General features: G+C 58.8%; 13 protein-coding genes. 7 read left to right on the forward strand and 6 right to left on the reverse strand.

Going from position 1 to position 15095, the window contains the following annotated elements:
- The coding region (locus EDF58_RS20575) for an IS5 family transposase (RefSeq protein WP_132268991.1) at positions 1-748 on the forward strand (748 nt) is incomplete at its 5' end.
- A 288-nt stretch (positions 749-1036) separates the two neighbouring features.
- Here EDF58_RS20575 and EDF58_RS20580 read toward each other — a convergent pair.
- Positions 1037-1492 (reverse strand): hypothetical protein, encoded by a 456-nt coding sequence (locus EDF58_RS20580; protein WP_132268993.1) that lies wholly within the window; start codon positions 1490-1492, stop codon positions 1037-1039.
- 986 nt (positions 1493-2478) lie between these two features.
- On the reverse strand, positions 2479-3255 hold the full coding sequence (locus EDF58_RS20585; RefSeq protein ID WP_132268995.1) for a hypothetical protein: 777 nt from the start codon (positions 3253-3255) through the stop codon (positions 2479-2481).
- 523 nt (positions 3256-3778) lie between these two features.
- Between EDF58_RS20585 and chrA the strand changes: the two genes are divergently transcribed.
- On the forward strand, positions 3779-4972 hold the full coding sequence (gene chrA, locus EDF58_RS20590) for a chromate efflux transporter (protein ID WP_132268997.1): 1194 nt from the start codon (positions 3779-3781) through the stop codon (positions 4970-4972).
- A gap of 874 nt (positions 4973-5846) precedes the next feature.
- On the opposite strand, the gene EDF58_RS20595 is transcribed toward chrA, so the two are convergent.
- On the reverse strand, positions 5847-7109 hold the full coding sequence (locus EDF58_RS20595; RefSeq protein ID WP_207913075.1) for a LysR substrate-binding domain-containing protein: 1263 nt from the start codon (positions 7107-7109) through the stop codon (positions 5847-5849).
- Positions 7110-7422: 313 nt separating this feature from the next.
- Between EDF58_RS20595 and dctA the strand changes: the two genes are divergently transcribed.
- A complete protein-coding gene (gene dctA, locus EDF58_RS20600) occupies positions 7423-8736 on the forward strand; it encodes a C4-dicarboxylate transporter DctA (RefSeq protein ID WP_132269001.1) in 1314 nt (437 codons plus the stop codon).
- A 67-nt stretch (positions 8737-8803) separates the two neighbouring features.
- On the forward strand, positions 8804-10264 hold the full coding sequence (locus EDF58_RS20605; RefSeq protein ID WP_132269002.1) for a carbohydrate porin: 1461 nt from the start codon (positions 8804-8806) through the stop codon (positions 10262-10264).
- Positions 10265-10347: 83 nt separating this feature from the next.
- Here the strand turns inward: EDF58_RS20605 and EDF58_RS20610 are convergent, their stop codons facing one another.
- A complete protein-coding gene (locus tag EDF58_RS20610) occupies positions 10348-11715 on the reverse strand; it encodes a CoA transferase (RefSeq protein ID WP_132269004.1) in 1368 nt (455 codons plus the stop codon).
- A gap of 621 nt (positions 11716-12336) precedes the next feature.
- Here EDF58_RS20610 and EDF58_RS20615 point away from each other — a divergent pair.
- Together EDF58_RS20615 and EDF58_RS20620 are read left to right on the forward strand one after the other, a co-directional pair.
- Positions 12337-13140 carry a phosphatase PAP2 family protein gene (locus EDF58_RS20615; RefSeq protein ID WP_132269006.1) on the forward strand — a complete coding sequence of 268 codons (804 nt, stop codon included), beginning with the start codon at positions 12337-12339 and terminating at the stop codon, positions 13138-13140.
- Positions 13141-13224: 84 nt separating this feature from the next.
- On the forward strand, positions 13225-13659 hold the full coding sequence (locus EDF58_RS20620; RefSeq protein ID WP_132269008.1) for an NUDIX hydrolase: 435 nt from the start codon (positions 13225-13227) through the stop codon (positions 13657-13659).
- Here the strand turns inward: EDF58_RS20620 and EDF58_RS20625 are convergent.
- Positions 13637-14062, reverse strand: coding sequence for an ATP-binding protein (locus EDF58_RS20625; protein WP_132269010.1), 426 nt, complete (start codon positions 14060-14062; stop codon positions 13637-13639). The genes EDF58_RS20620 and EDF58_RS20625 overlap by 23 nt on opposite strands.
- 103 nt (positions 14063-14165) lie before the next feature.
- The gene (locus EDF58_RS20630) at positions 14166-14555 is read right to left on the reverse strand and encodes a HAMP domain-containing histidine kinase (RefSeq protein ID WP_132269012.1); all 390 of its coding nucleotides are present in this window, start codon (positions 14553-14555) and stop codon (positions 14166-14168) included.
- Positions 14556-14835: 280 nt separating this feature from the next.
- Between EDF58_RS20630 and EDF58_RS20640 the strand changes: the two genes are divergently transcribed.
- A complete protein-coding gene (locus EDF58_RS20640) occupies positions 14836-15081 on the forward strand; it encodes a hypothetical protein (RefSeq protein ID WP_132269014.1) in 246 nt (81 codons plus the stop codon).
- Positions 15082-15095: the final 14 nt, after the last annotated feature.

A 15095-nucleotide genomic window follows, 5' to 3' on the forward strand; every position in this document is an offset into this window, starting at 1 on the left:
GATCGTAGGGCAGTCTCGTGTGCAGGCGCTCCTGTCAGACGACCACTTCTCGGTGGATGGCACACTGATCGAAGCGTGGGCCAGCATGAAGAGCTTCAAGCCCAGGGACGGCGAGGCTTCGGGCGGTGACGACGACGACAGCGTTTCGGGCACCGGTCAGAGCGCACAGGCAAAGGCCAAGGGGCGTAACGCCGAACGCGATTTCCATGGCGAGAAGCGATCCAACGCCACCCACGCCTCCACCACCGATCCTGATGCCCGCCTGTTCAAGAAGGCACGCGGCCAAGCTGCGAGGCTGTGTCATATGGGCCACGTCCTGATGGAGAACCGGCATGGGCTGGTCGTCGATGCGACGCTCACTCACGCCACGGGCACGGCCGAACGGGAGGCCGCGCTGACCATGCTTTCCCGCATGAAGGGGCGCCATCGCATTACGCTGGCGGCGGACAAAGCCTACGATACAGCCGGATTCGTCGCCGCCCTGCGCGACGTTGGCGTTACCCCGCACGTCGCCCAGAACAATGCCAACAGGCGATCCGCTATCGATGGACGCACTACCCGGCACCCTGGCTACGCCGTTTCGATGCGGATCAGGAAACGGATCGAAGAGGTCTTTGGCTGGGCCAAGACCAGCGGAAACCTGCGCAAGACCCGGCATCGAGGGCAGGACCGCGTCGGATGGAACTTCACGCTGACCGCTGCAGCGTACAATCTGGTTCGTCTGCCAAAACTAATGGCGAAGGCGTAGCTATGCGAGGAATCCGCGACACGGCGGGTTCTGGCAGCAAACGACTGCCACCTGATGCCGAATTCCCCAAACCGGTGCCCGACAAACCCTTTGAGCCCGGCGATCACCGCGCCTCATGGAGGGTTTTTCCGCACCCTGCTAAGCGTGCGACTCAAGAAAGCCGTGGCTCCCAGCGTATAGCTTGCAACCGGTCCTATGACGGCGATGCGCATGTTGGCGCCCTACAGCCCGCCATTCAAAATTCTCATGAGCGAACACTGGCGATGTGCGTTATCCAGCGTTCCTAAATTACACGTGAGTGCTGCCGAAACCGGGACGGATGCGATGAGCATCTTCCTTTACGTCAATGGCACGCTGACCCGTCACTACGTCCACCATGCAGTTGTAAAATTCCAAGGCTTCGTAAGGCGTCGTAAGTGGCAGTTGCACTTTTGCGCCGAGCAAGGCGTTCGCCGCGTCTTCTTCGGTCGCATCGCGAAGTTGTATCAGCAGAACCTCCGCACGGGCCTTGCTGTCATCAAGTTCGTTACCAAGCAGATCAGCGACCAGACTCACGAAGTCCTGCCGCTCAGGCGCTTGCGGATTTGCACGTAGGAAGTCCTCAATCGAGATTTTCGAGATAGCGCCGCCTGATGAGCGGTTCGCTTCATGCACCACCGTGGTTTTATCGGTGCCGTTTCCACGGGCCAGATACCACTGGTCGCCGTTGGAGCTGAGGGAGAAAAGCAACATCGGATGGGTCATGGCAAATTCAACTCCGCAAGTGCCACGAGGTAACGCTGGGTGGGTTCGTTCATCATAACCACCGCCCTCGTACGCGTTAAAAGATGTACTGCCGGACGATGTCCGCGATCAGCTTGTCCGAGAAAACCTAACGCATCTCCTCGGCATCTTCCCGGCCTAACGCAAACACAATGCCTGCCGCCCCTCGGAAGAGGCTCGCCCCTACTGATTGAAACGTTGTGCTCGCCGCTTTGCCGTTCGACGTTTGCCTGCGGGAGATCAATGTTGAGCAGACGGCTATGATGCGATCCTCAGATCTCAATCAGGCTACAAGTCAAGGTTGTGCGAGCTTCTGACCCAGCCGTCTGCTGCGCATGCACCAATGCCGAACTGATGGTTGCTGATCCGATACGCCCTAATGCCGGCTGCGGCGAGATGACGCGTTCTTGCAAGACTCGTTCCAGCAGCGCTTGCGCGCATAAGCGATAACTGGTGTTCGAAATACTGATGGTTGAGATCCATGACAACACCCCTTCTTACAAGCGGGAGCCCTATGGTCTCTCAGCCGCCGGTGCTTATTTTCCGATACCAGCGATTATAGGTATGTAGGGAACGAAATTTATATTTCAATGGAAGGCTTGTTATAAGCGCAATAAAAGCCGTCGCGCGCACGGAAAAATTAGATCGCTGTATTATGCTCATTTTTATTGCGTGCGCAGGCATCGTGCCCGCGCGCATGTGCGCTTTACCGCGTATTGCGTGTTAAATTTTGCTTATAGCTTGGAGTCGCTCCCGGCCTTTGGGCCGATCACATGCACGTGCAATTACCGGACGGGCAACTTTCTACGCTTTCCCGAGCAGCCCGAAATTCTGGAATCGGCTCTCATCGAAGCCCATGAATGGGTAAACGGATGGACCGCGCTTGGGAGCAGAAATTCGATGACGGAACGGCCGAGACGGCTCGTCAATTTCGAGGGGCTTAGTCCTCATGGCCAGCTACACTACCATTAAGAGGTTGGGAACGGCGGGGACTGGTAGACAAGCGGTGGGACAAGCGCACCGGGCGTCCCGATCACCGCATGCTCATAGATGGATGCAGCGAACCTACTGCGGCCCAACGTCTCAGTGGCTAATTGTAGAAGCAGAAGTGAAGTAAGGCCCCACCACCAGGCCGGATGCACCTTTCCGTAGCGCCGCTTGTCCCGCACGATGCCCGCCACCGGGAATGCGATCATGCCAACGAAGACTGCCGTCAGCATCGAATACATGAACAGCGGGGCCGGCAGCAGCCTTCCAAATGAGGGACCCATGATAGCCGCCATGCCGCATATGACCAAGCGTGGATGCCACTCACTGTCGCGCCGCTTTAACACGGCCCCGATCAAGAATGCCGCGAACAGCATTACACTGAGCGGGTTCATCAGCAAAAACTGCGCGGGTAGGAAGAAGAATGGCACTGCCGCCTTTTGGGCGCTCCATACCGTCGAAAGTGTGCCGACGACCACCATGGCCAGAGCCCAGCCAAGGGCTAGCCAACCTAATTTGCGATGAAGCCCTATCGATCCGGTCGCGGCGAGTGACACCTGCGACACGAACAGCAAGACCCAACCCATGAACAATATGGCGTGGATATGCACCGAAACGGGAGCACGAAACGACGATATGCCCATCACTGCAAAGAACGAGAACGCGCCAACATTAATGAGCGCCATGACGATTGCAGTGATGGCAAAAAAGCGCGTCTCGGCTAAGAAGAACCGCTGTCTCAAAATTGCTGAATCCATCCCACCCGTCCCGTAGTTTGAATCTGCCACGGCAAAATATTACAGTATTCTCCCGTTAATGTAAAAGCTATTCAGATGGACGTGACGAGCGCCATCATAGTAAATATTATGAGTAAGGGGTTGAATGCTCTCCACAGCAACATCCTACGACGTTTATGGAGGATGAGCCGCAATCATCCTAGAGCGCTTTTTTCCAATGACCGTTAGCGTATCGTGAGAGGCATCGTCGGGGCGACATTCAGCAAGGGCATTGGCAAGAAAAGCCAAGCCGCTCGGAGTTGGAACTCGAAAATTTGCGACCGAGCGGCCCCAAAGGGAAGTTCAGACCTGGGCCGGACGCCACATCGTACGGCATTTTTGCCGTCCTCAAATGCACGGAGGAAAGGCAAAATTGGTTTGAGATGCGACCATTGACGCGGCATCTACATTCAACGATAAGTTTTTATCGGGCAGTGCGGCGCCCGATTAGACGGCATCCGTCCAAGTCCGCTCCATTCGCCGCGCCTGCGGCCAAGGAGCGTTTATGGATTACACGGCTACTGGCAAGCACCCCCCGTCGATGAGCCTTTCCGCACTTTTTCTGAAATTCCTTCGTTTTGGCTTCCTCGCCTTTGGTGGGCCTGTAGCCCAGATTGCCATGCTGCGTGAGGCACTGGTCGAGGAGGAGCGGTGGATTGACCGCTCCCGCTTCAACAAGCTGCTCGCGATTCTGCAAGTGCTCCCAGGACCTGAAGCCCACGAACTCTGCGTCCACTTCGGCATCGTTGCGCGGGGCCGGATTGGCGGGCTTTTGGCGGGGCTGGGCTTCATGCTGCCCGGTTTCGCCTTGATGCTGCTCGCTGGCTGGATCTATGTCACTTGGATAGCGGGACACGGACTGTGGAGCGGGCCGCTTCTGGGCGTCCAGATCGCTGTACTCGCGATCATTCTGCGCGCCGTTTTCCGGATCGGCGAACATATCCTTATAGATCGTCTTACATGGGCAATCGCCTTGATAAGCGCACTGCTCACACTGACTAATATGCCGTTTTGGTTGCCGCTCATTGCAGCCGCGGCAATTTATGCCTTTGCGCAAAGGCCTTATCTGGCCATTGCCGTAGCTATCTTCACCGCGGGCCTCGCCGCCTGTCTCTATATGCTTCCTGGCGGACAAGCGGCCCTCACTATCTCTCATGAGCCGTCAACAGTCATTGCCCTCTTCATTGCCGGCCTAAAGGGCGGACTGCTGACATTTGGCGGTGCCTACACCGCAATTCCCTATGTCCGCGCCGACACGGTGGGCCGTGGATGGTTGAGCGACGCCACCTTTCTCGACGGGATCGCGCTGGCAGGGATTCTTCCTGCCCCGCTCGTGATTTTTGCAACATTCGTGGGCTATGTTTCGGGCGCGCTGCCCGGCGCGCTTGCGATCACGGCGGGGATGTTCCTTCCTGCGTTCGCTTTCTCGCTGATTTTTTATGAGCGGTTGGAAGCGATCGTCGATCATCCTGCGCTTCAAAAGGCACTGGAAGGCGTTGCGGCAGCAGTGGTCGGCATCATCGCCGCGACCTTCCTACAACTAGGCAAAGCAGCGTGGTTGCGCGTACCCTCACTGCCAATGGCGTTGACGCTGTTTTGCTTCGCCTTGATCGCCGCATGGCGCTTGAAGGGAATGTGGGTGACGCCGGCAATACTGGTCTTTGGCGCATTGGTCGGTGCCGCCAGTTCACTATGGTAGAGCCGCACGGATGCGGCGGACGCTTTCGTCGCCATATGAGTTACAGTTGATATCAATGACCGCGAGTTGTAGGAACCCGGACGGACCGCACCTGGACAAAGAATTTTGACGTCTGAATGACGACAAAGGGTCGATGCCGCCAACGGCCCAGCGAAACAATTAGCCGAATTCTGCGCCGTTACGCTAAAGGGCCTCGATAAGCGAGACGCTAAGCCCGTCGATCACATCAGGCTATGATCGGCAGAGACGCCAGGACCTCCACGATAATGGTTGGGCGGGCATGCCCAGTTTTGAGCGATTCGCCGTTCGCCCCCCTCCTTCTAGGAGGGCGCTGACGGGGCGAGGGGGCTGCTGACCGTCGGCGCGATGGCCGAACAGTGCAAGGGGGGGCGCGATGCCGGGCGCCACCGCGCCGGATGGGTAGCCTTTCGTTCAGGCACAGAGCATCCGTCGTTATGATGTCGGCCTGACGGCAGAGACGCCGCTCGAAGGCATCGGCACGTTTCACCTGCACACATCAGGCGTGGATCCGCCCCATCGCCACCGCTTTGGCGACATCATTGAGAATGACCGGCACAGGACTGGGCCGGGGGAAGCATCGATCGGCGGAGAGGCTGGCGCGACCACTTGGCTGGCGGGCGCTGCCATCCAGGTGGACGACTATCGTTCAAGGACATATTGTTCCTTCGGCTATAGCTACGCTGAGCCCTCGCTCTCCGTTCAGATTGAGCAAAAGCTGGCAGACAGGCTGACCCTTGCGGGAAGCGCACGGTGGGACGGTCACAGCGACTATGGCTCGCGTATCAGCCCGCGCCTGTCGGCGCTGTACCAGCCATATGGGCCGCAGCCTACACGATGGGCAACCGGCTCGACATCACTCGCCCAATTGGATCGCACCGCCCTCCCCATAGCGAAACGGCTGATACTCGGAAGTTTTCTCCGCTCCCCACTCCCGGCAGACTTCTCGAAAGGTTTCGACGAACGCTGCCTGCAATTCTGTCGGACGCCAGTCGCTTCGCGTCGTGATGCCGAGGCGGCGGCGCAGTTTCAAACCCGGTTCGTCAAGGCGCGTCAGCAGTCCGGCGCGAGCCTCGAACAGAAACTGATCCGGCGACAGAAGCGTGAGCCAATCGCCCTCCAGCATCAAACCGCGAATTACCAGGAGCGAGCCGCATTCTATGCGTAGCTTCGGCGGCTCGAAACCATGGGATGTGAACATTTCTTCCCATCGCCGGCGGCCCGGCGTCCCGCTGGCGGAAATTACCCAGGGGTATTCAAGTAGTTTTTCAAAACCGAATGGGCGCCGGGCGAGCGGATGGCCGGATCTAGCGACAATTACGGGATCATCCGAGAAAACCCCCTCTTGCGTGACATCGGAAACCGGCAACGGATCTCGCAAAGCTCCGACAAGGATGTCGAGCTCACCATGCCGCAGGCTACTGAGCAGTTCGGGATATGGGCCCTCAACGATGTTCACATGCGCATCCCCATACGAACGCGCAAATCGCGCGAGCGATTGCGGCAGCAGGACCGCCTGCGCGACGGGCATCGTGCCGATCCTCAGGCGCCCTCCTCCCTGAGAGCGCAATGCTTCAAGCTCATCGACCCCGGCCTCAAGCTCCGCGCGGACCAAGCTGACGTAACGAAGGAAATGGGCGGCGGCCGGTGTCTTGACGACGGTCCGCCCCTGTCTCGTCAGCAAGGGGACGCCGAGCTGCTCTTCAAGCTCGCGCGCAGAGCGATGAAGTGCAGGCTGCGAGAGCTGCGTCCTTGCGGAGGCCAGCGCAAAACTTCCCGCTTCATCGACCGCGAGCAAGGCGCGCAGCTGATTGAGGGTCACCCGCCGGGAGATATGGGGCAATGCGGGCAACCGGGCACTTCGTCGTAGCGCCTGACCGCCCCGCTCCAGATAAGCCACGGCCCGATGCACCCTGGCAATCAATTGGAATCCGGCCCTGGTCGGACGGACACCGGTGACCTGGCGCTCGAGCAGCGTATGGCGGAGCTGGGCTTCGAGACTGGCAACGGCCTGGGTGACTGCAGGCTGTGAAAGGTTCAGTTCCTTGGACGCTGCACTCAAGGTCCCTAGACGGGCCGCGACAGCTAACGTGTCCAGGTGCCGCAGGTTGAGTCCCATTGGGTCGATCATATGAACTTCAGCATTGCTTATGGTTGGTTCGCATTTCCACATTGCCGAAAGGCGCTACAGAGCGTGTAGATAGGACAACACAAGGGTTGAGGATACGATCAAATTGCGTCTCGGACTTATGGTAACGAAAGCACGGTTGACCTGAGGGTCACGCCAACGGGCGGCAGATTTCAGACAGCGTGCGTCTCCCCTTCGCTATCGCAGTACCGTCAATTTGGCATTCTCACGTCGAGTTCGCTCATCTCGCAAGGCTCTACTCCGAGCAGATGACGGGCCGCAAACATGAGACAAGACAAAAGCCATGAAAGCATTGGAAGAGAAGAAGCCCAAAGGGCGTTTTGGCATTTTCGGCCAATTATGGTTCCAGGTCCTCGCCGGCACGCTGATCGGCATCCTGCTTGGCCATTTCGCACCGCAGGCAGGCGTTGCGATGAAGCCGCTGGGCGATGCCTTCATCAAACTTATCAAGATGATGATCGGTCCGATCGTTTTCGTCACTGTCGTTCACGGCATTGGCGGAATGAACGACATGAAGAGCGTCGGCCGCGTCGCTCTGAAATCCATCATTTATTTCGAGGCGATCACCATCCTGGCGCTCGTTTTCGGCCTCATCGGAGTGAATTTGTGGCAGCCAGGCGTTGGCATGAACATCGATCCGGCCTCGATCGATACGGCGTCCATCCAGGGATATGTCGCAACAGCGCATGACCAGTCGATCTCTGCCTATCTCATGGCCATCATCCCGGATACATTTCCCGGTGCCCTGACGGAGGGCCACGTTCTCCAGGTCCTTCTGGTTGCAGTCCTGTTCGGCCTTGCGATGGCCGCTGGCGGTGCGCGCTCCAAGCCGGTCATAGAAGTAATCGAGAGCGCCTCCCAGGGGCTTTTCCGGATCATCGGCTACATCATGTACTTCGCCCCTCTCGGCGCATTTGGCGCGATCGCGTTTACGGTCGGGCAGTTTGGGACGGCCTCGCTTCTCTCTCTCGGAGAATTGATCCTCGAATTCTTCGTGATCTGCGCCGCATTCACCGCGATCGTAATGGGCGCAATCACCTGGTGGTGCGGCGTAAACCTCCTTCGCCTGCTGGGCTACATCTGGGATGAGATCGTCATTGTTGCCGCGACGACCTCGACCGAAACCGTGCTGCCCCGCATCATCCAAAAACTGCGTGCGCTTGGCTGCGATGAAAGCGTCGTCGGCTTCGTCGTGCCGGCCGGCTATTCGTTCAACCTTGACGGTACTTGCCTTTATCTGACGACCGTTGCCGTATTCCTCGCCCAGGCGACAAATACGCACCTCACCATGTGGCACGAGCTTGGACTGATCGCGGTATTGCTGCTTACCTCGAAGGGCGCAGCCGGGGTCGCCGGCGCAGCCTTTGTCGTCCTGGCCGCGACACTGAACACGACCGGAACGATCCCAGTTGCAAGCATTGCTCTGATTTTGGGTATCCACCGGATCCTCGCGGAAGGCCTGACGTTCGTGAACCTCGTTGGAAACACGGTTGCAACGATCGTGATCGCGAAGTGGGAAGGCAAGCTCGACGAGCACACGCTGGCTGCTGCGGTGGGCACCAAAGCAGCCCGTCAACGCTTGGGCATCGCCCACTAACCGAAGTCAATACCTATCCAATCAGAAGACCGGCCGCGCAACGACGCGGCCGGGTGTGGAGAGTCGCATGTCCATTAGCCGAGCCTTGGCCCTCGTACTGGCCTTGCAGGTCTATTCCCCCGCAGCAGCTGCCCAGACGGCCGCATCAGAGCCGTCCCTTGCAACCTCCTTGCCCGCTGGGTCCTACCGACCTGCGGTTTCTCAGGAAGCGGATCGGGATGTAGAAGTTACTGCGGTGCAGGCCGGTCCGTCTGCACCTCAACTGTCCAAATTTGAGCGCTTGCAAAAAGACAATATAATCGGGAAGCAATTGCGCGCCCTGAAGACGAAAGGAATAGACCTTTCTCTCGATTTTGTCGGTAACATCGCCGGCAATCCCATCGGCGGAAATCGCAACGGGTTTGCAGAATCGCACTGGGTGAGTGCAGCCGCGAACGTGGACCTCGAAAAAGCACTGGGCTGGTCTGACACGAAGCTGCATGTGCAAGGCGCGTGGTTCAGCGGAGAAAGTCTGGGACGCAGCTACATCGGCAACTCGATCAGTTTTCAGCAAACTTGGCGCCCCGTTCCGGGACCACGGTTGACGCAGTTCAATATCGAGCGCGATTTCGGACGCTTGAACGTCGTTGTCGGACGCGCGGCGGTGAACAGCTATTTTAACAACTCGCCATTGAACTGTTTGTTCATGACGAACACGTCATGCCTGACCGCATATGGCGGCATCAGTGACATCGGAATTACAGCATTCCCAAACTCATCCTGGGCGGCAAAGGTGCAGTATTCATTCTCCAAGGAAGCCTACTTCCAAATCGGTGTCTTTGATTACAACAACGACCTGAACCTCAAAGGAAAAGCCGGGCTCGACTTCGCTCTCGGGAAAGGCTCGGGTACGCTTATTGCCGGGGAATTCGGATACGAAAGCGATGCAAAAAAGTCCCGGTTTCCAGGTTTGTACAAAGTGGGTTTCTACCTGAATACAGATGGCGGACAGAGCCCGTACTACGACGCGAACCATGGGTCTGCGGCCCAAACCGGACTCCCCCGCACGGGCTTGGATGGCAACCGCGTCGGGATCTACGGCCTGCTGGATCAGACGGTGCTGCGCGCCTCCGGGTCCAGTAAACGCAATCTGGCACTATTTGCCCGCGCATTTCTAAATGTCGGCAATACCCAGCAGTTGGACTGGTTTGCCTCCGCCGGATTTGTAAAAACCGGGACTTTCCGTTACCGTGATGCTGACACCATCGGCTTCATCGTATCGAACACCCATTTCAGCGGTCAACAGATTGCTTATTTGCGAGATCTTCGCGCTAAGGCAGGTGGCAAAGGTTCTCCGAAATCCAATGAAATCATCGCCGAGCTCAATTACGGGTTCGCGGCGCTTCCGGGCCTTCGGATAATGCCGAATATCCAGTATGCAATAAATCCGGATCCAATTTACGCGACCAGCCGCAAGACCGACATTCCCAATGCCCTGGTTCTCGGCGTCCGGCTCGATCTCAAGCTCGCGCAGTTCTTTGGGAAGTAACCGCTAAGAGGGCCAAGCTCTTCGGATCTCCACCGATTCCGGCGAGCTTGGCCTTTCCCATGCGAATCACACAAGCCCGTTGATCAGGAGGGCCCGCCCTCCATCGGCCACCTCGCGATAGAGGTCCCGAGTTCGACTGCGGGCGTTGTCCAGGCCAGCCTCGTCCCTCCGATATCGAGCGGCGAGCGAAGCCGCCGCGCATCTCCCCAAACCGTATGCTCGATCGCGGGGAAGAAATCAGCGTCGTCGGGTTGCAAGCCCAGATTGCCCTGCGCAACCGCCGGATGACGGGTAAGCAAATCCCCTGTACGGGCGAGGGATAGACGGGCCGAGGCTATTTCTTGTCCCTGGATCGCCCTGTCCAGACCCACCAACGCCGCCGCAGCCATGAGATACCCAGTCGCATGGTCGAGCGCCTGAACAGGAAGCGGCGTCGGTTCGGCGCGCCCTCGCCACGTCATTCCCGCCTCGGCTATTCCGCTGCTCATCTGGACCAGGCTGTCGAAACCTCTGCGCTGCGACCAAGGCCCAGTCCAGCCATATGCATCAAGCGCAACCTCGACGAGAGAGGGATTGAGCTGCCGACGCACACTGGCGCCCAGTCCAAGCCCATCCAAGGCGCCTGGTCGATACCCATGAACAAGCACGTGCGCGCTTGCAAGAAGGTCCTTCAGCGCATGGAGGCCCTCAGACGTGTCCAGACGCAAATTGGCGCAGCACTTTCCGAGCGTCACATCTGGAACGATGTTTGGCTCCTCCCATAGCGGAGGATCGATCCGCAGGACTGTCGCCCCGAGACCGGCCAATGTGCGAGTGGCGACCGGACCGGCTATCACCCTGGTGAGATCCAGGACCCGCAGACCTGCCAGGGGTCTGGCCTGCGTCCCGTGCCAGCTATCGATTGATGCCGAAGCTTCTGCGCGCCAGGATACAAGCGGTTCGGAAGCTATGGCAATTCCTTGAGGATGCGAAGTCCATTGCGCACGCGAACGCATCATGGCGGCCACGCCGCCCTCAAGGACAATCGCGGTTTCAAGGGCTTCGGCATCCCACCGCGCCACAGCCGAGGCGACGTTTGCGCGATCGGGTCCAACCCCGAGGACTTTGAGCGCCGCACGGCGATGATGCGGTAAATTGGTGTGCAGTTTTATCCAGCCATCACGCGCCCGATAGTCCCCCGCAACAATATCCCAGACTGGCGGTAGCTCCCATCCAATGGGATGGACTGATCGACTTGACCATAGCAATGCCAGGCGTCGATCGACCCGAACAGCAGGAGGTGACGGCGCTAATCCAAGCGATGACAGGAGCGCGCTCGCAGCACTTCCGACCGCACCGATCGAGGCACTGAGAAGATCACTGACCGCGTAACAGGATGCGAAGCTTACATCGCCGATTATGTCCGCAGCGATGCTTGTGCCGAGGGCCTGTTGGATTTCCGATGCAATCATGTACGGCCTTGTCTCGGTAACGTTGAATGCGCTCCTACCAGATTACATGTGCTGCTGTGCGGCGGACGAACGTGAATTTTCTGCACATTCTATGAGCAAAAAGAGATCCACGCTTCCCTTTTGCGAGCGGAGACCCCGGGGGCGCAAGTTTTGCCAAGAGATGCCAGGATGGATGATACCCCCTCCCCTGACCATTCGTGGTCAACCATGATTGCGAGCGTTTCAATCGCAGAACCTATCTGCACAGTCCTGGGAGAGGGAATACTCAGCAAAGCTCCCAGCTATCGAACGCTATGGATCGCCGAATGGGTTCATGCAGTTTGATCCACATGTAAGCCCGCTTGCGAATGATCGCAGCCCAGACCTGAGCAAATATATGACAGATGCGGCGCCCCTTCCGCCGCGCGCTGCGGGCCGAGTGACTGGGATTGGCCTCGGTGTCGTCGACGCGAACAGGCAACCGGTGAAGACGCTGGCTGAATATCGCTGCAAGGCATGATCACGCTGCTCACGGATGGTGGCGGACGTTCGTAGCTCGCAATGAATCTGGATTGTCACATAAGTGTCATATTGACGCCGCGTAGATAGAGAGACTAGCTCGTCAGCGATTGGAGAACAGGCGTGAAGGTCAGACTATCGATTGCCGCTGCGGTCACTGCAACCGTGCTCTTTACCGCATCGGCGGTCTCGAGCGAAAGACCCAAGGGCTACCTCGCGCCAGACGAATTCGACGTGACGCATGTCATCGAACCGGCGCCGCGGCCAGGCGATCCGCGCTACGAAACCGATCGCAAGATTTTCAAGGCCACACGCAAGCTCGTCGACACTCCGCGATGGAAGCTTGCAACCGAGGATGCCGACTATACCGTGCCGGCGCTGGCGCGCGATTTCAGCTGCGCCGTGGGCGTCAAGCTCACGCCTCAGAATGCTCCGAAGCTCATGATGCTGATCGAGCGCGCGGGCGCGGATACCGGTGTACAGTCGAGCAAGGCAAAAGCGGTCTACCAGCGGCATCGTCCTTTCACGATTGACAAGGGCCGGATATGCCAACCCGAATCCGAGCTTTACGACGAGAAGAAGCAACGGATGAGCTATGACTATCCCTCCGGTCATACGACCTGGGGGTGGACCTGGGCTCTCGTCCTCTCGAGCATCGCACCCGATCGTGCGCAGCAGATCCTAGAACGCGGGCGTGCTTATGGCGACAGCCGCTTTGTCTGCGGCGCCCATAACGAAAGTGCTGTCGAGGCGGGAATGCTGTCGGCGACAGCCACGATGGCTGTGGTGCAGACCAAGCCGGAATACCAGGCTGATCGCGAGGCCGCGAAAGCGGAACTCGACGCCCTGCGCCACAGCGGCGAGCAACCCACCGCATGCGAAGCAGAGGCTTCGTTGCTGAACCAGCGGGTAATGCCGCGCTTTTGAAGGCGCGCTGTCATTTGCTTCGTTGTTGCCTCCTTTGACTTGACCCGCTTAGGGTTACGTCAGCGGTGCTTATCGAGCTGGAAAATGCCACTTCAGACACATGCCCTTCCTTACCGCCTGACAGGCGACGGCTTCGAAGTCCTGCTGGTGACGTCTCGCCGCAAGGGAAAGTGGATCCTGCCCAAAGGTAAGATCGAGGCGGGAGAGACGGCGGCGCAACGTGCCGCCATAGAAGCTTTTGAGGAAGCCGGGGTACGTGGCACCGTTGCAACAGAGCCATTGCTCGCATCCTCACTGGCAGACCCCAGTCAGGCCCAGATCTATCCTCTCGCAGTTCTGGAAGAACTGGAGCTGTGGCCGGAAATGGGCGTACGGCAGCGTGCCTGGTTCTCGCTTCCGGAAGCACGGGCACGATTGCGAGATGCGGGATTGCTTCGAGCGCTCACTGCCTTTGCTGCGACGGTGTTCGAAGATGCCCGCCCTGCGACACCAGCGACTAGGGCTCCGACGCCCAACTGAGAGCGACGCGCAGGCCTTCGATAGAGGCTTCGGCAAATTCCATCGTGCCCCTGGTCGCATCGACCAGTTCCTTGACGAGGGCGAGCCCGAAGCCATGTCCGGAAACCGCTTCATTCTGGCGCCCGCCGCGTGCCAACGCATCATGGATCCGTCCAGCCTCCATGCCCGGGCCATCGTCGTCAATGAAGACGCAGATCGTTCCGCCCTCTGCAATGCCGCTGATCGCAATCCCCTGTCGTGCGAACCGGACCGCATTTTCCATCAAGGCGCCGACGATTTCCGTCATTTCCGGCGCAGCCACGGGAACTACAAAGCCGTCGTCGATGGGGACACCGTAGACTAGACTTCCGCCCTTCTCAGTCTGCTCCAGCACCGAGATGACGTTATCGACGACACGGGCCAAATCGGCGGTCTCCCCGTTCGATCCACGCGCCAATAAACTTCAGGCGCGCGCAAGTTCGGTTTCCAGCGCGGCACGGGCGACGGCAAGTGTACCATCGATGGCATCAGCGGCATCCGGCGCCCTCACTGCGCGCCCGGCGCCTCTGCGCGGCCATGGCAGCAAGCGGCGTTTTGAGGATGTGGGCGAGGTCCGCGGCCCGGTGACATGCCCGTTGCACGTCAGCCGCCCGGACGTCACCCAACGCGTTGATCGCCTCGACGAGGCGGGTGATCTCACGAGGGTGGTCATTCGCCAGCCGAGCGGAAGGATTGCTCTGCAGCCTCTCGATTTCCCCCTGAACGCGCAGAAGCGGCCACAATCCAAGCCTGATTTGCACGCCGGTAGCGACCAAAAGCACGATCCAAAGCATCGCTACGGCGAACGCGGTTTCACTGCGGATCTCTCGCAACGATAGCGCCAGGGCATCATCATCCGAGGCGAACTGGACAAGCACCGGCTCATTGCTTCCGGGCGGTCGGATAAGCTTGGAAATGACGATCAGGCGATGCCCGAATGGCTGATCGATGCGCCTAAAGCTCCAGATGGTTGACCTCCCGCCCCCGTCCGTCCGGTGTCAGCATCTTGACCCCATACACGAACCTACCGTCATCCTCTTCCAATTCCACTTCGAGCACTTCGCCTGGCACGTGCTTCTGAGCAAGGTCGAGAATGCGCGGAAGTGGTAGAACCTCGCCCCTTTTAACGGCAGCCTAGATATCGCGAGGGTCATACGCTTGGCTGAAGGCGGCGTTCAGACCCAGCCGAAGAAGGCCGACAAGGCTCTGTTCGGTAACTCAGCCTATCGCCGCTATCTCAAGGCCAGCGGCAAGACCTTCGAGATCGATCATAACGATCCTCCGCGCGATAAGGCGTTCATCAAGGAGCGTGACGCCTGCCGGAACGTACAGTGCGTCAAGGAGGTGTTCGTGCGCCACACCAACGACAGTCTCGGCGGCGAATCTCGCTATTACGCTCGTTGAGGATCACCATGCAC

The organism is Novosphingobium sp. PhB57, from assembly GCF_004342985.1.
Classification (GTDB): domain Bacteria; phylum Pseudomonadota; class Alphaproteobacteria; order Sphingomonadales; family Sphingomonadaceae; genus Novosphingobium.